Here is a 19,843-nt window from a genome sequence, read left to right as displayed (position 1 = left end):
TATAGTTAAAAATATAGATGAATTAGTTTACATCTGGATCTAAATAATCTGGAGTACCATCATTATTAGAGTCAGTGTATGTTACTGTTCCATCTGCATTAATGACAATTTCATCACGCGTAAGCGTACCATCACCGTCATCATCTGTATCTAGGAAATCAGGAATATTATCTCCATCTGTATCATCTGCTAATTCATTCAAGAATTTGTTTCCGTTAATATCTTCTTTCCAGTTAGGAACACCATCATTATCATCATCTGTATCTGCAACCGCTCGATACAAATCAAAAGTAAATACCAGATCTGAATACGAACTAAAACCACTACCAGAGCTATTAAAGTAGCCCAAACCACTCGGGATAAACACTGCTCCTATACCATAATCATTACCAAAAGTAACAGAACCGTCTGCGTTTTCAGTAGCCATTGTACCTGCCTTTAAGTTGCTTAATCCATTTGCAAAACCAAATACAACCTGAGTAAGGTCAAACCAAACTGGCGTAGTCGAGCTATCAAATTTTGCACCACCTACTACACTGCCTTGATAATTAACGTAGGTAGAATCTGCAAAGGTGGGCTGGATCCCTGCACCCTGTCTTGCTATAAGACTATATAAAGTATATTCTGTTTCTTGATATGTAAATTTCTCTTCAATTACCTGCGATAACAATGGAGTTTTATCTGAATTGTCTCCACTAATCGTGTCAAAAACTATTTTATAATCAAAGCCTTCATCTTCCGCTTCAAATTCTTCATAATTATAAAAGTGCGTTGACAGGTAGGCTTTTAAATTTGCCTGACTCTCTAGTTCTACTTCACCACGATCTCTGGGTGGAGTAACCTCTACAGAATCATCATCATTACTACAAGAAGCAAGAATTAAAAGGCTGAAAACAGCCATAAACACATTTTTAATCATTTTCATCATATTCCTTTTAGGTCGCGCAAGATACAATTTTGCGCTATTTTTGTGTTATTAAAAACGAGCTTTAAAGCAATTGATTATGCGAGTTGATAAATATTTGTGGTGTGTACGGTACTTTAAATCACGTTCTATTGCCACAAATGCCTGCAAAAAAGGGCAAGTAAAAATGAATGATGTTTCGGTAAAACCCTCTAGAGAGGTGTTTCCTTCTGATACAATACAGGTAAGAAAAAATCAAGTAGATTATATTCTTGAGGTTATTGAGCATCCGCCCAGCCGCGTTGGAGCAAAATTAGTAGGATTATATGTTATAGATAAAACCCCTGCTGAAAATTTAGAGAAACTAGACTTACTTAATTATTCTAAGGATTACTATCGCAAAAAAGGTACGGGACGTCCTACAAAAAAAGACCGTCGCGATCTAGATGATTTTCACGATACCGATGACTTTTTTGAAGATGTTGAATAAAAATTATTGGGAATCCAGATATAATGAATCTAATACGGGATGGGATATAGGTTATGCATCTACCCCATTAACGGCTTATTTTGATCAATTATCAAACAAAAATCTAGAAATCTTAATTCCGGGGGCGGGATTTGGACACGAAGCATTGTATCTGGCAGACAAAGGCATTAAGAATATAACTGTTTTAGATATATCATCAATTCCCTTATCAAAAATCAAAAACAGTTTACCTGACCCTGCATTAGTAACTTGTATAGAGGAAGATTTCTTTCAGCATACTCAAAAATACGACCTTATTATAGAGCAAACTTTCTTTTGTGCTCTTGATCCACAACTGCGATCTAGCTATGCATCCCATATGCATAAATTATTAAAACCAGGTGGAAAGCTTGCCGGTGTGTTATTTAATTTTCCACTAAATGAACAGGGGCCACCCTATGGCGGAAGTTATTCTGAGTATCAAAATCTCTTTTCTGAATATTTCAGTATTAAAACCCTTGAGCCTTGTTATAATTCTATAAAACCACGTCAGGGAAACGAACTCTTTTTTATATTTGAAAGTAAATAGCAACCTGCTTATATACGCTTATGAAAACTACTATACAGACCATTCTCAATCACGAAGATATTCAGAATAAAATACGACGTATTGCTTATCAAATTTATGAGAGTAATGTTTCTGAAAATGAAATTATTCTGGCCGGTGTTGCGCTTAATGGGTATGTAATTGCAGAACGTTTAAAAGTAATATTAGAAGATGTCTCTGATATAAAATGTACTTTATGCAAGGTGACAATGAATAAAACTGCACCCTTGGGTACGGTAGAAACCTCTCTTGATGCTAAAAATTATCAAGATAAATCGCTAATACTTATTGATGATGTTTTAAATTCTGGAACCACGTTAATTTATGGAGTAAAACATTTTCTAGAGGTACCGCTTAAGCAATTTAAAACGGCAGTACTTGTAAATCGCAATCACAAAAAATATCCGGTAAAAGCAGATTATAAAGGTATTTCCTTAAGCACCTCATTGCAAGAGCGCGTTAAGGTGCGCTTTAAACCCGGAAAAGATTCTGCTATTCTAGAATAGCGTATTATTTAATTCGTCAATTAGCTCCGGCACCGTTTTTGAATTTACTAAAATCTTCACTTCTGCCTGATTGTAGTAGTAGCTACGTTCAAAAAGATGCTTGCGCACAAACTCCTCTAATTTCTCTCTAGTTTCTTGATGTTTTAAAACAGGACGCTGCTCTCGCTCTGTCCATAAACGCTGGGTAAGCTCAGGAACACCTACGTTTATATAAACAGAAGTTCCATCAGCTTTTTTTATTCTCTCCATTGCATCACCATAACAAGGAGTGCCACCGCCCAGACTTATAATCGTATTAGGGTAACCTGTAAGTAATAAGTCAAGATAAGTAGATTCACGTTTTCTAAAATAGATTTCTCCCTTCTCTTCAAATATATCTTTAATTTTTTTTCCTTCCTTTTGCTCCAGGTAGTCATCAAAATCGATAAAATTCATATTTTGCTCTTGAGCTAAAATCCTCCCTAAGGTTGATTTTCCCGATCCCATATAGCCTATTAAATATATTTTCATCTTTAAAATTACTGATTTTCAGAAGCCTAACAGCTGTCTGTATTTTTTATTCAAATTTATCACAAAAAGACTTGCAAAGATTAATAAAATGGGTGTATATTTGCAGCCGCATTTAAGGAAAGACTTGGTAGCTCAGTTGGCAGAGCATCTCCCTTTTAAGGAGAGGGTCCTGGGTTCGAGCCCCAGCCAAGTCACTAACATAAAACCAGATCTCAACATCTGGTTTTATTTTTTAAAAATGTTGATTTTGATTAAAATCTGAGTTGTAAAAGACTTGGTAGCTCAGTTGGCAGAGCATCTCCCTTTTAAGGAGAGGGTCCTGGGTTCGAGCCCCAGCCAAGTCACTAATGGAAACCAGATCTTAGGATCTGGTTTTTTTTATTACTTTAGATTTATACCCGGATGCTGGAATTGGTAGACAGGCACGGTTGAGGGCCGTGTGTACTACGTACGTGTGGGTTCAAGTCCCATTCCGGGTACTAAAACACCTGATAACTAACTGTTATTCAGGTGTTTTTTTGTTTCATCTAGTTAACATCTAGTTAACTATTTTCATTTTACTTCTCTTCAACCCTGTATTTGAAAAATCAACAATACTTAATGACCCAAATGCAAAAGATTTTTCGTAAAATGTACTTATGAAAAAAAAGCTCTAAACACAGGCATTAATTCATTTGATTTGAATTTTACGAAAAGCTAAACGAATGGACTATCGGAAAAACGTTTGAATAAAGAATAACTAATAATTGTTTTGTGTTTATTTATAAATATCAAAAAAAATCAATCTTTTCATTTTAAAAAAATAAAGTAAAAAAATTAAACGTGACCCTGTCGCGATTCAAACCATTAGTTGTGCGCGATCCTTCAACATAGTAAGCAGGTAAAAAGTCAAAAATTAGCAGGACCAACACTCGGGACCATACCCCGTGGGTCAAATATTCGCGTTTTCGATCTGCCCAGGCGTCTCGTGATTATTGTATTCCATCCCGATAGCACGATTATAAACAACATTTACGTAATTATGTTAGGTCGATCTTTTTTAAGGTATTATATTAGAAAAATAAACCTTATTGATTTGAAATTCAAAACTTTAAAATGGATAGTTTCCTTACCTCTATCTTTAGCTATAGCATACTTATTGAAAGAGGCACTTTTTTTAGTATTTGATTCACAAAATTTTTCTAGCAGTTTCTTTGTTTGGCTTTTTACTAGTTTTATTTTTATGATAACCCTTGTTTCTGTAGCACCGCATCACAAAAGTAAATGTGTGAAATATTCATTTTATATTATTCTATTTTATTCCCTTGGGTTCATGCTATTACTATTTTCAATTTGGGAATTTAACGGTTCATTCAATACTGTTCATTTTTCAATTTCTTTAGGTTGCGCTGCAGGTTCTACTTTAACATTCCTTTTATTGAGAAATGAATATATTGATAATGATTATTCTCCTAAACTTATAGAATCCGATCAAAATTTCTTTTTTGATATACTACCAATTAATAAACAACAGGAATTAAAAGATCAGGCGCAGCGTGAGTTAATGGCAGAATATGAGGCGCAAGGTGTAGAAGAATATGAAATAAGCGATAGCGTGGTAAACGCTAGGGCTATATTTATTTTTGAGAATAGGGAAATGATTGATCAGGATACATTAAAAGAAATGAAATACGAACCTCAGAAGAAGAAGCTTACGGAAGTAGAGACAGCCGAAGCAATGCAGCGAATAGCCAAACGAATGAAGGAAGATCCCGAGTTCAAGAAGAAAGTGGAGAAGATGGTAGCGGACAAGAAAAATTCAACTAACCTTTAAAAATTACTTTATGAGGTCAATTTTAATGCTGTTGCTTTTATTCTTAGCATCAAATAATTCATTTTCTCAAAATTATGCAATTCCCCTTGGCACAGATAAATATTTGACTTGTGATGAATTGGAAACCTTAATCGTGAAAAAGTGTGAACTTAAATACGGTTGGGATGATTATGAGTTAAAATCAAGTTTTCTTGAAAAAATAAAACTGTACAGTAGACATACAAGTAATTTTGCTTTAGTGAAGATGAAAGACAACGATAGCTATTATGTTTATTGCAATATCTCAAATGACAACTTTGAACTTTTTAGAGTATTTATAGAAACTGGGCATAACTCTGGAAAACTATTCAATGAATATATTTCACCCAACAAATGCGATTGTAAGTAAATAAGAAACTTCGGTTAACTATCGATAATTATGAAAAAGAAAGAACTTCATCCACTAGTGTACAAAGTAGGTAAGCTTATCAAACAACACAGAGAAGAACAGAATATGACTCAAACGGACCTCAGCAAATTAAGCGGTGTAGAGAAGTCGAGCATAAGCCGAATTGAAAGCGGTGAATATTTGGAATTTCAATTAAAAACAATCGTGAAATTATTTGTTGCTCTTAAGATACCATTTGCTACATTGGATGATTTGTAAATGTTTAATTTCTAACACTTGTTTTTTTAATCAAAAAAACCCTAGACTAATTGCCTTAGGTCTTTTTATTAAAACACATTCTTCTTTAAGAAATCCTAACTCACCCCTTTAAATAAGTACAACTAAGAGACATTTGATCTGTGATGAAATTAATAACTAAATATAAGCGCTAGAATTATAAAAGGATTTCAAAAGTACTTTACTATGAAATGCTGATTGCGGTATTTGTTCTGTTGCTAACGCTCGGACGTGTGTATAATCAAAGATGAGTTTAAGCCTTTGATTATTTTGAATACTGTGTTGAGGTGAACCCCATCTATTTTACCCTTTTCAAGTCGGTTAATAACACTTCTTTCAACCTTTGTCGCATATGCTACCTGAGCTTGGGTTAATTGATATTTGAGCCTTGACTCTTTTACAAATGCTCCTAAATCTTGAATGCTTTCTAATTTCATAACAGTGATTTTTCACGACCATTACACGACCTATAATAAGAGATTTTGTAATTGTGATTTATTATTGAAAAATTCCTTCATATTTTTTTTCAAAACAACACGACCTATAAAAAGATATTATAGTAATAACTTATAGAAAGACATTATAATAATGAATTGTAGAAATAAATTATAAACTGTGTTGAAATTTTATTTCAACTGAGTTATATTTTAAAAATCTATATTTTTCAATCTTTCTAAAGCTTTAAGCCGGGCCATTTCCGTATCGTTCTTAAGCTTCTTTGCCTGGTAGGATTTACGTTTTTTTTCAGCGTTAAATACCAAATCATCCAAGTCCAATTTAAAACTCACATAAAACCCCCTGGTATATTTTGAATAGGTTTTTAAATTCCAATTTAAAGACAATTCTGTTTTAATTTTTTTCGCCTGATATTCATTGTGAAAATCCTGTATCTCTTTAGAAAGCTTTTCTTTAGGCATTTTTGAAGTCTTTCCATCCATTCTAGAAAACCAATTATCATTTGTGGTTTTACAATATGCTTTATCCATTAAAATACTCCTAATTGCTAAATACCCTAAAAGACAACGTTTCTGAAAAATTGATTTGTGATTTTTATAGTAGTCAAACAGCATATTTACGTCAATGCCAACCATCGGGCTACCATCGCCTAATGAATCATATAAAGCCTCGCCATTTTTAATAGAGGTTTTAACATTGCCAAATGATATTCTGAAATACTTTGCACTAGAAACAAATGCTTCTTCCTCATTACCAAACTCAAGATTTTCAACTGAATGAGCATAAACAGAATAGTTCATAATATCACCTAAAACCCCCTTACTATCAAGCAAAAAACCGCCTAGCATCTGAATAGGGAAATTAAGGTATCTTATTTGACTGCTTTTTTTGCTCATTTCTGCGCTTCTTATAGGTTATATCCTAATTCGGTTAATGCTTCTACAATCTTATCCAGATAGTATGCCGGTGTTTCTCCATCAGCAATATCGTACTTGTAGTTGAACTCATTGCGATCACTTAATCCATTTGCTCCTGCGTAATTTCCTGTACCTAATTGAATAGCACTTACAAAATCTTTGAAGCTGGTTCCGCTTGCAGGATCTACCTGAAAGATAACCCCTCTATAATAGTTATTCGGGAATGAATTTAATCTTCCTCTCAAAGTTGCTAAATCAGTATCGTAAGGCGCTGTACTAGCTTCTGTAGGGTCAAAAGTTCCATCGGTATAAATAGGGCTGGCTTCATCTTGAAATACCATTACAATTACATTACCTTCTGGTGTGGTACCAAACATATTTAGAGCTGCTAAAGTCTGTTCGTTTACTTCTGGGTATTGATCTCCTGTTCCCCAAGGGATAACTTCCACGCTTGCATCATACAAAGCTGAGTCATTACCATAAAGCGGCAATAACCGGTCCTTAAGAATGGTGTCTTTCATTGTTTCCAATGGCGCTAAAGTTCCGTCCATTGATCCTGAACCATCAAAAGCAAATATGATTTTGGTATCAGCATTAATCGCCAATTCATTATCCCTATAATCCCAAATCATATACAGGTTTTCATCGCCATTAGGTCTGTTAAATGGGAAACTTGCCTGATCAATAAAGTTGGTTAATGAAATCTGAGTATTTGTAGTATCAATAAATGTAGCCTCAGCAAGTATCGTTGCTATGTCTGCATCAGTATAATTGTTGCTGCTTATTAAATACCCTAGCTTATTCTCGCGATCTACTTTAAAACTTCCAGTATTGGCACCGTCTTTATAAGCCTGGATATTCACATTGGTTCCTCGCTTAGGATATTTGGCAGTTCCTTCAAGGCCTTCTTCAATAACAAACTTGCTTACTTCAGAATTTTCAAATAAATGTTCCTCGCTAAAGAATGAACTTGCTCCCCATCGATAACGGTTTATCATTGTTCGGCCTAAATCGGATTCATCAGCAAGTACTATACTGATTACTTTCATAGGTATTCCGGTAGGGCAGGTATGCGCAGCTTGTATTGTCGCAGCAGAACTTACCGGTGTAATCGTAATTACAATTTGAGTATCTTCTAAATCGGTACGCGGTATTGTTAAAGCTGCGAGGCCGGTCACTCCATTGGCAGTATATGGGATTCCGGCGTAGGTCGCAACAATGTTTACTTCTCCTTCTGAAACGTTGAAGTTTAAAACGGTATCACCTAACAAGTAATTGATATTTAAAATGTAAGTGAATGGCTCTGTTATGGTTTTCTGAATAATATTACCACAATACGCATTTAAGGTACGTGCAACTTCATCTTCTATGGTTAAGGTGTACTTTTTAAAATACGGGTCATAACCTCCTATCTTTCTTGAAGTAGGGTTTTGAATAAACAGGTTCCTAAAATGAGAAACCATACCGTAATTTATTTCGGTAGTTCCATCAATAGATAATCGTACCGGTGTACCTCTACGTGCATTCACCCAATACACACGGTTACCATCTATTGCAACACTCTCTGGATTATTACCTATGCCATTATGACCGGCATAGGGCATGTATTGCCCTAGAATTTCAGAAATTCTCTTTAATGCCATTTCTCCGTTGGCCGTTGCTAAAAGGTCTTTACCAAACAATACATATCCGGCTTTTTCTTCTTGAAGTACCAGAATATCACCTTCGCGGTTAATGGTTTTTTGAATACTACCATAATGCTTGTCGAGCTCCTTGAAATTAGCCAGACTCAAATTAAACTCATTTAAGCCGTTAATATTTGTGCTTTCGATATAAGCCTTACCGTAAGTCATATCTGCGAACCTGCGTACTGCACGGTATTCCTCAACGCTTGTAGCGGAAGGTCTTGTGTCTATGCTTAGATAGTTTGTATTGAACTCGTCACGTACCCGGTAACTTTCAATGCCGTTGCCCTGAGTATAGCAATTGAAAAAGTCCATTTCTATAATTGCAGGATCTCCATTGTCAAAATATTGGTCTTGGGTATTTCCCGTATGATTGCCGTTTATAATATCAAAGCATTGGGCAGTTTCAAAAAAGGCGTTTGTATCAGCTTGTTTTGGTAGCGTTTCAAAGGCGTATACGCCGCTACCGGTACGTACTATAATTTTTGCACTTACTCGGCCTCTGCGGTTACGTGTTCCACCAGAAAGTAATCCCCAAACAATAAGTTTTAAATAGCCATTCTCATCACGAAATAGTTCCATATTTTTTTCTCTATCAGGGTCGGAGCTTTTTAAATAATCATAATCAAACTCACCACTTCCGTCATCTGCTTTTAATGAAAACCTTTTCAGTATTATTTCTTTAAACCATTCCTCTATAGTATTATAGTCTCGTTGCGTATAAAACTCATTATCATAATTTATGTTTTTCCAACCAGCATCATAATTACGAGAACTATTCAGTTGTAGTGTAATAGATGTTCCGGCGGGTATTGCTAACTCTTGCAAATCTGGACTTCCTGCGCTTGTAAACAAATCAAGTATTGTTCTTGGGAAACCGTCTTTATTTGAGCCTACTGGAGATTCCCTTGTATCAACGTCAAAATCATCTCTATCCATTGAAAAATCAGAAGTAGGTCTTATTTTCATATAAAGACCGCCACGCTCAATTATATCGTTGTCATTTTCATCGGTATTATTCTTGATAAAATCATCTGCCTGTTCTTTAATGTCAAGTACCTTAATTTTTATAGGTTCTGTAATAATTTGATCACCTGCTTTTTTTATAATCAGGAAATCGCCTATTGAAATTTTGTCTTTGTTTTTGCCTTCAAGCTTACACCATGTAAAGAAATCGTCATTGTAGAACTCGGTAATGTATAGTGTTTGATATGCTAATGGCGTAGATTTTACAACTAGCTTATAGCGATCAGCCCAATATGGTACTTTACTATTTATGGTTGCAACCAACTTGTTTTGAAAAACCGAATATTCCTGTGGAATAAAAAGGGTGTTATTTTTTGAAGTGAGTACAGTAGAACGTCTGCCATACTTATCCATGTAAACAACTCCTACTTCATAGTTTCGGTTTGTCTTACACGTACCGCTATTAATATCATCCACAATACCAAAATTGGTAGATTCTGCAAAGGTAACGGGTACTTCTACGGTAGCGCCGCCATTATCTGAGTCTGTAAATGTAGCCGGGCTAATGGTAAACGTTGCGATACCACCTTCTAGCGCATACGTGATTTCAGGATCTAGTGTAGGGGTGTAAGTTGGTGGAATCGTATAATCACCTGCCTGGTTAAAATTATTTTGAAAATCACTATTAATTACTTCTAGTAGGTTTTGAAATTCAAGACTTTGAAAAACATCATTAAGAGTTGGGTATTCGGCGTCAAGCGTATGGAAAAACGAATTGTCATAACCCGGCAATCCATCTATTTCCGTAGATAAATCAATAATGATTCTCCGACCTTCACTTAATGCGTAGTTGTTTGGGTTGGTTATTTTTGCCTTATTTGAAGGAACTACCGAAACATTAAAATCGTCACCGCTTTCAATTATGTTATTTTGAAGAGCAATATTATAATCGATATTAATGTCGTTGCCGTCCTCGTCTTTTAGGTCATAGCCTTCTAAGTAATTACTGAATACCGGTATATTCTCAATAAGCGATAAAGCTTTTGCTTTTAAAGGTACATTGTCAAATAAACGAAGCAATTGATCATCGGGAAGAGGCGTGATTGTTTTGTTATTTGAAAATACAAAACTCTTGGTTAAGTTATCTCCCCATCCCTCAGCCTCTTTACTAAAGGTTTCAATTACGTTTAACGAATTACTCAAGCTTTCTTTTACTAAAAGCTGAATTTCTGTAACCTGCTTTTCTCCTGTATTGAAATCAATTTTTACCGCATTAAAAGCGTTGATCATTCCCTTATTGTCAAGGGTAAAATAATCAAGATTAAACGGCTTAGGGTTAAAGTTGTAGTTAGTAAAGTCCGAAGGTGCGCTATATTCCCCGTCTAAATATCTGAAGCGTGTAGCAAATAAGAAAAACCGTTCTTCAAGGTTATTGCTGCCGTCATTGGTATAGGTAGGTGTTATCTTAGGGGCATAACGCGGTGGTTTTTTAATGAGTAGAATATCTTCCTCAACAAAGCCATTTATTCCCCAGGATTTAGCACGTTCAATATTTATGCAAATTGGCTGCATGTTATCATCAGTAAACAGCAATAAATCATCCTCGATATTTTGAGTAGTGACCTTGACCATTGCTGTAATCAGGTTTTCTTTCTTGAGTGAAAATACACGTGTAGCCTCCGGGCGCGTATCTCCTAATACTAATGATTGTATCTTATTTGTATCATCCCACTCAAATAAAAAGCTTCCTAAATCTGAAAGGACAAGCCAATATATTTTCTTGCGGAACTCGTCTGCAAAGTCACCCATATCAAGAGGGTTAGCGCCTACGTTGTAGCTAGTGAGTTTCTTATTAGAGAGCATTGGCTCAATTGCACCAACGTCTGAGCCTTCACTATTAATTATTTCAATACCGTATGCTTCGCGATATTCGCCTTTGGGTAGTAAGCGAATATCGGCATCCTGATTCATTCTACCGGATATAAAAGTCTGTCTAAGCATTGTAGTTAGTTTTAAAAAAGTGAAAGCTGACGAGTTTCAGGAAATAAACTAGAATCTCCGGTATACTCATTTACATTTGAATAACCTGTAACTGAACACCGTCTTACTCTCGTTCTGGCGATTAGTCCAGCCTTAAGAAGATTGTTAACGTGTCTGCATACGCTTTCACGCATAATACCAGTTCTTAGATCAACCTCTTTCATTGTTAAGGGCGATTGCTTTAGCACATCATAAACTCTTGAAACATCACCGGTTAATTCAGTAAATTCATTTATATTGCCTCCTGAATTATAAAGGCTTTGTGTATCTGCGGTACGCATAGCTTTTATTTTTTAAGTGGGGTTAACGACTCCATTACTTCGCTGCGCTTATAGTAAATGCGGCGACCCTGACCGTAACTAGGAATTTTGCCAGTCTTTGTACGTTTCCAAAGTGTGGATTTATTGATTTGCAATAAATCGCAGACTTCTTCTCTAGTCATTAATTGTTTGTCGATCGAAGAGTTAGTTTGAGGTTTACTATCCTCTAATACTTCGCGGAAGGCATTTTTTAGGTCCTCAATGAGTTGTTGACTAGTTGTGCCTTGTAGAATAATTTGATTTGTCTCCATAACGTTTGTTTTAGTTATGAAGCAAATAGATTGCCTTAAAGGGGTTTGATAAAAGGGTAGTAAAAGGTAAGTTTGGGTGAGTTATTGTTTAAACAACCCTAATGAAAAAAATTACTTGCAATACGTTTTAAAGTTGGCAGGACATCTTCCTCCCATTTATACCCTGCTTTCTTATAGCTTATACTCACTTTAAATTTTTCATCGATCATTTCCTTATAGCTAGTTTGAGTATGTAGAAATTTTATTTGCTCCGGCTTCGGATTATGATTTTTCAAAAAGAACCATATGTACGAATACTTGTTTATCGTGGTTTTTGAATAATTCTCTAGTAAGTATAAAAACAAATTGAAGCCCTCCTTATTAAAATAATTAGGATCAAATTTTAATTTGTGATTATCATTTACAATTTCAACTTCTGCTTTGAGTTTTTTTAAATAACCTTTTAAAATAATATGCTTAGCATAGATTTTAACCTCTGGACTCTGAGCAACCGTATAAGCGTGTTCTGTAGGATTAGATTCATAGTAACCATTCAGAACACGCCTAATTTCTTTGGTTTGGTATTCTGGCTGAGGAAAATCTTTAGGGTTCATCAAATACAAATACCCTTTTTCATCTTTATACTTTAAATCGGTATCAATATCGTTATCAATAACCAGCGTGTGGGCTAATTTCTCAGCCTTTTCTATTTTTTCAAGCTCAATAGTCGCTTCTTCTATTCTAACCTCTGAATTGAGCCTTCTTGTGAGTCTATCATTTAGCAAATAGGTTTCACAATACTTTAGTGCGTTAAACTTTAGGAACCAAAAAGTAAATTCTGGAATATTCTTAGTATCCGGAAAATGCTTTTTTTCAAACTTTTTTACTAACTGATGAATTGAAAGGTTGCCCTCTGTAATTGAATTATAATTAGCCCTGTAAATACCATTAAAAGACAAGTGGTATTTTGATAAACAATCAAGCTTATCTGATATGTTATCAAACTTATCAAGTTCTTTATAAATTTCAAGTACAGGACTCATTTTAATTAATGCTTAATAATTTAATTGGTATGCGAAGTGTTTAAATCCAGAGTTAACCCTTGAGTGCCTAAATACTTCATAAACTTTACTAGAATATTTCTGTACGTCATTTTCAAGTGCTATTCTTTTAATTTCATTATCCGAAAGTAACTCCCGTGTTCCTATAATGTGCAACTCGTTTCGACCTTCAATTTTAACAATTTTCATAATTTTAATTATTTAGTTAGCGTTTTTTAATACTTGCATTTGTGCCTCTTTTTTCTCTTTGGCCTGTAGCTTACCAAAATATTCCATCATTTGATAAGCATTATCATAAGCAGTGCGGCCAATATATTTTAAAAACATTTTTTCGGTTCCATGTCCTGTAATATTTATCAATAATGCAGTGGGTATTTTTCCGTATAGGTTAGAGGCAAAAGAACGCCTGCAGACGTGGGACCCGATTAGTTTCCACTTTGGATAAATCCCTGGTGTTTTAGGTTTATTTTTACTCTTTTCTTCTGTTTCGATGTAAGCGGATCCTTTAGTAGGTTGATTAAATCCAGCCTCTCTACAGATATCCTTAATATACTCGTTGAAATTTTGTAACGCTATAGGGTAAGGCATACCATTTTCTATAATTTCTATAGCTTTTGGCATTAATGGTATTGCTACTAGTTTGCTCGTCTTTATTTGAGTTAACTCTATTATTTTTATACCATTACTAGCCTTAATCATATCAGGAGTAATACGTATCAAATCACTAAATCTTTGCCCCAGTTGACAACCTAATAGCAGCCATTTACGTGCGTTTATCAAAGCTTCCCTATTAAGTTTTAAATCGGCAATTGATTCTTGCTCAGATTCGCTTAAAATTATTACCTCGTCGCTATTTGTCTGTTTTGTAAAACTCGATATTCTTTTTAATTGTGTTGAGGTTTCTATACCTCTCCTTTCAGCATCACGACAAACAGCTTTTAGATTATCAATATTTTTACCCACATAATTAATACTGTATTTTTTACTAAACAACCATTCCGAAAACTGTTCCCCAAAATCAAACCCAACATCCCTAATAAAAAATGATTGTCCTTTGTTTATCTCTTTCTCAAATCTTGAGATCACATTTTTAAAAAGCTTGTAAGATTTAATACGGCTTTGAGACAATCCTATTTGATTATTAGCTTTTTTAACTCTGTGCGCATTATCAATAATATATTGAATATGATTAGTTAGCTTTTCCTTTTCATCTCCAATAACTTGACCATTAATTATATTGATTTGCAGTTGCAACCAATCACCATTTACAACCTCTTTTAAACTAACTGCATCATTAAGGCAATTTTCTAAATTACTACTTAACTTGTTCAAGTCTGCCTTTAGGTTTTTAAGGCTAGTATTCCTGTCAATAGGCATCCCTTTTTTACCCCAGTCTTTGGGGTCTATAGAATAACCAGTTTTACGTTTAAATACCTTACCACGCCCAACTGACAACTGAACATAAATATTAGCCGGGGAATTTTTTCCTTGAATTAAAAATTTAATAGAAGCCATTATACATACCTTTTAAAGGTTCAAAGATAGCTTATTAGTTAACATCTAGTTAACCAACTCGCAATTTAATAATACCTTAGGCAATATAAATAACAGTAAAAACCCTATAAACACTAGTCTATCTGATTGTTTTTGTATTATTAAAATTTCAATGAATTGCGCTATTATACTCCCATTCCGGGTACAAAAAACCCCTGTAAACGCAATGTTTACAGGGGTTTTTCTTTTTATACTTTCAAAATACTGACAGAATTTTTGGCCTAAAATTAATGTTTTAAAATTAAGCTTTCTTTTCCATATACTTTTGCCACATTACAATTAGATATTTTGATTTACCAGATTTTTCCAGATCGAGGAATCCGTAATCATAAACGAATAAGTAAACATCTCCCCTCTTGTTTTTCCAATAATGCGTGAAGAAATTAGGGTTAAAGCCATCGTTTATAAGTTCAGCCTTCTGAACTGTAGTATAGCCTTTATAGCTGTATGTCTTTAATAACTTTCTATTTGTTTTGAGTTGGCGATCTACTTCTAAATAGAATACTTCTTTAGACTGTCTTCTTTCGTATTGACAAATTGATTTGCATTTTACAGAGCAGAATATTTTATCAATTCTACCAGCTATAACTGAATCACAAACCGGACAAGTTCTCATAAGCAATCCTTTTAAAAAAGTATATTATACGACTAATATACCTTTTAAAATTTGATTCTATTGTAGTATTGAAACCGTGAGTGCTCTAAAAAATATTACGTTATACAATATCATGATCAACAATCAGAAAATGATAGGGATAAAATTTGCTCCTGATAAAAAAATTCAGGCATTGATAAAAAATCTTGATTCGCCAAAATGGAGCACTACCTATAACTTAGTATACATAATTAATTCTAAAGCTAATCTTGCTCAAATCTATAAAACATTTAATGGCATAGCCTGGATTAATTACAACAGATTTCTAGCGAATAAACCTGTAGTCAAGAAAAATGTTATAATTAACGTAGATTATTATCGCAATAGAAACCTTCCAAAAGATTACAAGCGATGCCCCGAAGAGTATCTTCTAAAACTTGAACTTAAGCGCTATGCACTTAATACTGTACGTACTTATATTCAGTTTTTTGAACATTATATTAATTACTATTCCGATAAAGAAATATCAACTCTTAATGAAATGCACGTACGCAGATACCTCCAAGCATTAATACGCAGTGATAAATCTAATTCATACATAAACCAAGCTATAAATGCTATTAAATTCTATTATGAAAGTGTATTAGGAATGCCTAATCGTTTTTATGAACTAGAAAGACCTAGAAAAGAAAAGAAATTACCTACTTTTATCTCGAAAGAAGAAATACTAAGTCTTATTGATGCTACCACTAACGTTAAGCACAAATGTGTTATACAACTTCTATATAGTTCTGGGCTGAGGCGTAGCGAGCTTCTTAACTTGAAAATTGCAGATATAGATAGTAAACGAATGCTTATACGTGTGATACAAGCTAAGGGTAAAAAAGATCGTTATACGTTATTATCACAAACTGTATTAAAAAATTTACGCATTTATTATAAATGTTATAAACCACAAAAATTTCTTTTTGAAGGACAAAATGGAAATCAATACAGCAGTACAAGTATTGTGAAAATTATAAACCGCTCTGCAAGCAAAGCAGGGATTATACAAAAAATAAGCGCACACACTTTACGACATAGTTTTGCTACGCATCTATTAGAAGCCGGAATAGACTTACGCCAAATACAAGTTTTGTTAGGTCACCAGAGTACAAAAACTACTGAAATATATACTCATGTAGCAACAAATACTTTTTTAAAGATCAAAAATCCCTTAGATTAGCTACTGAAACTAAAATAGATATATGTGTACATGTACACATATCCAATTGTTAGCTTTAATGCAGGAGCAAGTTTACGCAAATTGAATTCTAAAAAAAGAAATTAATGAAAATGAGAAATAAAAAAGTATCTATAATTATTCTGATATCAAGTATTGGATTAATCATTTTAGGATTAAATCAAATATTTGAATTATTTGAGTTGATAAATTCTAAAACATCATCGATTCTAATCATTTTATTTTCTGTTTTAAACTTCATTTTTATTTTGAAATTGAATAACATCAATGATAATAAAGAGTCAAAATCTGAATGAATTAATTTACAGAATTTGAAAAATACTAAAATCTCACTCAAACTCGGAATTCAATTTCATTTGATATTTTAACTCGTTTGCGGAATCAAAATCTGAATTGAAAACTCGAAATCTGAATTGAAAAATATTTTTAAAATTTAGAAAGTATGCAGAATTTAACAAATACATAAAAATTAAAAATACGAATGAATATTAAGTGGTCAAGAAAGCACTAAAAGCTAACAATATGTATAGTGCATAGCACCCTTCGGGATGCTACGACACCATACACGAACCGTTGCCCACAATATGAAAAACCTGCTTCCGATAATAGTTTTCCTTGTTTCTAACTTGTGTTTTAGTCAAATAAAGGCAGTGATATTTGACAAGAAAACTAAAGAAAAAATATCCTATGTTAACATTTGGATTGAAAATGAAAATATCGGAACTACTTCAGACGAAAACGGTGAGTTTTTAATTGACAATTCTGAAGGAAAAAATTTAGTGCTTTCAAGTTTAGGATATGAGACCATGAAAATCAATCTAAAAGAAGTGCCTTCTGAAATATTCCTAATTCCAAAATCCTATGAATTAGAAGAAGTAATTGTTTCAACAAAAAAAGACAGTAAAGAAAAAATAATTGGAGCTTTTCAGGATTCTGAAATAGGATTTTACTACGCTACAGAAAAAAATCCTGAAATAAAAGCTAGGTTATTTGATTATGATACATCTTATTTAGAAACACCTTTTCTAAAAAGTATAAAATTTAGAATTTTTAGTGACATTAAAAATGCGAAATTCAATATCAGGTTTTATTCAGTTGGAGACAATGGGCAACCTGATAAACCTATTTTCGGAAAAAATATAATTGGAATTTCTAAAAAGGGAACGAAAAATTTGGAAATTGATTTATCGGACTTAAATATTTACTTTCCTGATAACGGACTTTTTGTAAGCTACGAATGGTTAATAATTGAAGAAAATGAATTTAATATTTCGATTCCAACCCAAGACTCTAATCAAATAATTGAGAAAACACTTTATGAACCAAAAGTTGGACTTTTACCTGTTACAAAAAACACAAATAGTTGGTTATATAAAAATGGGAAATGGGAAAAAGTAGAAAGATTTAAAGGAAATAGCCCCAAACCGTATTTAGATAATTATGGAATTTTAACAATTGAATTAACACTTACGAATTAAAAAATACTGTGGGCAACACCGTGTATAATTCATTGCTAGTAATCTACTGCTTACGAAAATCCTCGCGGATTTTCTATTCGGTTTGTATTTGCTAAATTAGTTGCTGAAACACGCAACGAAATCATACACAAACACGTTAGGCAAAATTAAATCGAAACTAAAAAAATGGCTTTAATTGATTCACACAGAAATAATCTATCCAGAAAACAAAGCGATTTGACTAAGCTTTTGACAGATAAAGCCAAAGAGCAAAAAAAAATATCCGATACAACAATTAAAATTAATAGAGCGAGTGAAGCTATTAATCGGACTAAATCAACTAGTACAATTCAATCTAAACTAAGAGAGATAACTAGATATGAAAAAGACCTTGCTAATTCTTACAAGAAAATAGCGGATATAGAAACTAAGATTGGAAAAAAGAATAAAGAAATTCAAGACGCTCAAACTAAAGTTGACAAGGAATTAGCTTCTATTGATAAAAAAAGAAAAGCTGAAGCAGATAAATTAAGAAGAGAACAAGAACAAAACCTTAGGAATATTGGTTCAACACTTCAACATCATAATAATTTACATACCGAAACACGATATCAAATTGAAGAATTAAAAAATATTCCTGAAAAAATTGTTGTCTTATTTCTTGCATCAAATCCAATTGACCAACAACAATTAAGATTAGACGAAGAAGCTAGAGCAATATCTGAAATGATACGGAAATCTAAGCATAGAGATTCTGTTAAGTTTGAAACCTGCTGGGCAGTTCAACCGATAGACTTATTACAAGCTATTAATGAGTACAAACCATCAATAATTCACTTTAGCGGACACGGATCAGATAATGATGAAATCATTTTTCAAACTAATTATGGTAGAACTAAAATAGTTAGTAAAGAGGCAATTGTACAAACAATTATGGCTTCTTCAGACGGAATTAGATTAGTCTTTTTCAACACTTGTTATTCTAAAAATCAGGCCGAAGCGGTATCTGAATATGTTGAAGCAACAATTGGAATGAATACTTCAATCGGAGACGAAGCTGCAAGAATATTTTCATCTCAATTTTATTCTTCCATCGGTTTTGGTTTATCTGTCAAAAAATCTTTCGAACAAGCTATAGCACTTCTTATGCTAGAAGATATCAGCGAGGAAGAAACACCTGAATTATTTATTAAAGAAGGAATTAATTCTGAGGATTTAATAATTGTAAAACCGAAAAAATAACTTTGCCTAACAATGGCTATAAGTAATTGCTTGTTCTCGCCTACTTCTGAAAATCCTCGCGGATTTTCAGTTTGGTGTGTATTTGCAAAGTTAACCGCTAAACCACGCAACTACTCATAGCCGAGACCGTTGTAACACATTTGACCAAACCGACACTCTAACCAAATAATTGAAAACAGAAAAATCCATATTCGAAAAAATAATAACTGGAATTGCAATTCTTTTGAGCGGATTCTATTCGTTTTTTGGACTCGCTGAATTTTATAAAATTGGAATTAAAAAAGAAACCGAATTTTATCCTTTTGGCGGAGAAGGACCTGTTCCTTATTATTACAGAACGGCTGAACTTTACTCGTACGTGAATTTGACTTACGGAATAGCTTTCGGAATTTTACTCGGAATTGGATTTTGGAGTTTGAGAAAAAATAAAATAAACGGATTTATAATTTTTGGACTGACTATTTTACTGATTATGTTACATATTTATCACGGTTGGGCTGAATAAAAAAACGTGTTACAACAAAGAACTGAGGTAAAAAACAACTCTTTTCTACATTAAATTTGAGACATACGTATCCTTTGCTAAAATCTGTAACTACAGATC

Annotated in this window: 20 protein-coding genes and 3 tRNA genes; 13 read left to right on the top strand and 10 right to left on the bottom strand. The window is 33.5% G+C overall.

The window, feature by feature from the left end:
* Positions 1-22: 22 nt before the first annotated feature.
* Positions 23-925 carry an FKBP-type peptidyl-prolyl cis-trans isomerase gene (locus tag DSM00_RS12590; RefSeq protein ID WP_128758326.1) on the bottom strand — a complete coding sequence of 301 codons (903 nt, stop codon included), beginning with the start codon at positions 923-925 and terminating at the stop codon, positions 23-25.
* Between the two features lie 79 nt (positions 926-1,004).
* On the opposite strand from DSM00_RS12590, the gene DSM00_RS12585 reads away from it, so the two are divergent.
* Genes DSM00_RS12585 through DSM00_RS12575 form a run of 3 tightly spaced genes read left to right on the top strand, consistent with a single transcriptional unit; the run spans position 1,005 to position 2,486 of the window.
* Entirely contained in the window at positions 1,005-1,394 is a 390-nt protein-coding gene (locus tag DSM00_RS12585) for an RNA-binding S4 domain-containing protein (protein ID WP_128758325.1), read from the top strand.
* On the top strand, positions 1,384-1,962 hold the full coding sequence (locus tag DSM00_RS12580; RefSeq protein WP_241652416.1) for a methyltransferase: 579 nt from the start codon (positions 1,384-1,386) through the stop codon (positions 1,960-1,962). Before DSM00_RS12585 ends, DSM00_RS12580 begins: the two co-directional genes overlap by 11 nt.
* 20 nt (positions 1,963-1,982) lie before the next feature.
* Positions 1,983-2,486, top strand: coding sequence for a phosphoribosyltransferase family protein (locus DSM00_RS12575; protein WP_128758323.1), 504 nt, complete (start codon positions 1,983-1,985; stop codon positions 2,484-2,486).
* Here the strand turns inward: DSM00_RS12575 and DSM00_RS12570 are convergent.
* Positions 2,478-2,996, bottom strand: a complete 519-nt coding sequence (locus DSM00_RS12570) for a shikimate kinase (RefSeq protein WP_128758322.1) — start codon at positions 2,994-2,996, stop codon at positions 2,478-2,480. The two genes, DSM00_RS12575 and DSM00_RS12570, sit on opposite strands and share 9 nt — an antisense overlap.
* A 121-nt stretch (positions 2,997-3,117) precedes the next feature.
* Here DSM00_RS12570 and DSM00_RS12565 point away from each other — a divergent pair.
* From DSM00_RS12565 to DSM00_RS12540, 6 genes are all read left to right on the top strand, one after another.
* A tRNA-Lys gene (locus tag DSM00_RS12565) sits at positions 3,118-3,190 on the top strand.
* A 77-nt stretch (positions 3,191-3,267) separates the two neighbouring features.
* Positions 3,268-3,340: transfer RNA gene (locus tag DSM00_RS12560), tRNA-Lys, on the top strand.
* Between the two features lie 52 nt (positions 3,341-3,392).
* A tRNA-Leu gene (locus tag DSM00_RS12555) sits at positions 3,393-3,475 on the top strand.
* A 596-nt stretch (positions 3,476-4,071) separates the two neighbouring features.
* Positions 4,072-4,809, top strand: coding sequence for a hypothetical protein (locus tag DSM00_RS12550; protein ID WP_128758321.1), 738 nt, complete (start codon positions 4,072-4,074; stop codon positions 4,807-4,809).
* Between the two features lie 10 nt (positions 4,810-4,819).
* Positions 4,820-5,197 carry a hypothetical protein gene (locus DSM00_RS12545; protein ID WP_128758320.1) on the top strand — a complete coding sequence of 126 codons (378 nt, stop codon included), beginning with the start codon at positions 4,820-4,822 and terminating at the stop codon, positions 5,195-5,197.
* A 30-nt stretch (positions 5,198-5,227) separates the two neighbouring features.
* Positions 5,228-5,455: a helix-turn-helix domain-containing protein gene (locus DSM00_RS12540; RefSeq protein ID WP_128758319.1), complete on the top strand. Its 228-nt coding sequence runs from the start codon at positions 5,228-5,230 to the stop codon at positions 5,453-5,455.
* Positions 5,456-5,691: 236 nt separating this feature from the next.
* Here DSM00_RS12540 and DSM00_RS12535 read toward each other — a convergent pair whose 3' ends face one another.
* The 8 genes from DSM00_RS12535 to DSM00_RS12500 form a co-directional block, all read right to left on the bottom strand.
* Positions 5,692-5,910: a helix-turn-helix domain-containing protein gene (locus tag DSM00_RS12535; RefSeq protein ID WP_128758318.1), complete on the bottom strand. Its 219-nt coding sequence runs from the start codon at positions 5,908-5,910 to the stop codon at positions 5,692-5,694.
* 210 nt (positions 5,911-6,120) lie between these two features.
* On the bottom strand, positions 6,121-6,729 hold the full coding sequence (locus DSM00_RS12530; RefSeq protein ID WP_128758317.1) for a hypothetical protein: 609 nt from the start codon (positions 6,727-6,729) through the stop codon (positions 6,121-6,123).
* 107 nt (positions 6,730-6,836) lie between these two features.
* Positions 6,837-11,498, bottom strand: coding sequence for a hypothetical protein (locus DSM00_RS12525; RefSeq protein ID WP_128758316.1), 4,662 nt, complete (start codon positions 11,496-11,498; stop codon positions 6,837-6,839).
* 11 nt (positions 11,499-11,509) lie between these two features.
* Positions 11,510-11,818: a helix-turn-helix domain-containing protein gene (locus DSM00_RS12520; protein ID WP_128758315.1), complete on the bottom strand. Its 309-nt coding sequence runs from the start codon at positions 11,816-11,818 to the stop codon at positions 11,510-11,512.
* Positions 11,819-11,823: 5 nt separating this feature from the next.
* On the bottom strand, positions 11,824-12,108 hold the full coding sequence (locus DSM00_RS12515; protein WP_128758314.1) for a helix-turn-helix domain-containing protein: 285 nt from the start codon (positions 12,106-12,108) through the stop codon (positions 11,824-11,826).
* A gap of 98 nt (positions 12,109-12,206) precedes the next feature.
* Positions 12,207-13,130 carry a hypothetical protein gene (locus tag DSM00_RS12510; protein WP_128758313.1) on the bottom strand — a complete coding sequence of 308 codons (924 nt, stop codon included), beginning with the start codon at positions 13,128-13,130 and terminating at the stop codon, positions 12,207-12,209.
* 219 nt (positions 13,131-13,349) lie between these two features.
* The gene (locus DSM00_RS12505; protein WP_128758312.1) at positions 13,350-14,663 is read right to left on the bottom strand and encodes a phage integrase SAM-like domain-containing protein; all 1,314 of its coding nucleotides are present in this window, start codon (positions 14,661-14,663) and stop codon (positions 13,350-13,352) included.
* A gap of 280 nt (positions 14,664-14,943) precedes the next feature.
* The gene (locus DSM00_RS12500) at positions 14,944-15,318 is read right to left on the bottom strand and encodes a hypothetical protein (protein ID WP_128758311.1); all 375 of its coding nucleotides are present in this window, start codon (positions 15,316-15,318) and stop codon (positions 14,944-14,946) included.
* 130 nt (positions 15,319-15,448) lie between these two features.
* Between DSM00_RS12500 and xerA the strand changes: the two genes are divergently transcribed.
* The 4 genes from xerA (at position 15,449) to DSM00_RS12475 (ending at position 19,744) form a co-directional block, all read left to right on the top strand.
* A complete protein-coding gene (xerA, locus tag DSM00_RS12495) occupies positions 15,449-16,522 on the top strand; it encodes a site-specific tyrosine recombinase/integron integrase (RefSeq protein ID WP_128758310.1) in 1,074 nt (357 codons plus the stop codon).
* 602 nt (positions 16,523-17,124) lie between these two features.
* A complete protein-coding gene (locus DSM00_RS12485) occupies positions 17,125-18,018 on the top strand; it encodes a carboxypeptidase-like regulatory domain-containing protein (protein WP_164916336.1) in 894 nt (297 codons plus the stop codon).
* A gap of 165 nt (positions 18,019-18,183) precedes the next feature.
* Positions 18,184-19,239 carry a hypothetical protein gene (locus DSM00_RS12480; protein WP_128758307.1) on the top strand — a complete coding sequence of 352 codons (1,056 nt, stop codon included), beginning with the start codon at positions 18,184-18,186 and terminating at the stop codon, positions 19,237-19,239.
* 169 nt (positions 19,240-19,408) lie between these two features.
* Complete coding sequence (locus tag DSM00_RS12475; protein ID WP_128758306.1) at positions 19,409-19,744, top strand: hypothetical protein; 336 nt, start codon at positions 19,409-19,411, stop codon at positions 19,742-19,744.
* Positions 19,745-19,843 lie beyond the last annotated feature (99 nt).

This window comes from Leeuwenhoekiella aequorea, assembly GCF_004104375.1.
In the GTDB taxonomy this organism is placed as follows: Bacteria; Bacteroidota; Bacteroidia; order Flavobacteriales; family Flavobacteriaceae; genus Leeuwenhoekiella; species Leeuwenhoekiella aequorea.
This window is presented reverse-complemented; position numbering and strand designations above follow the sequence as displayed.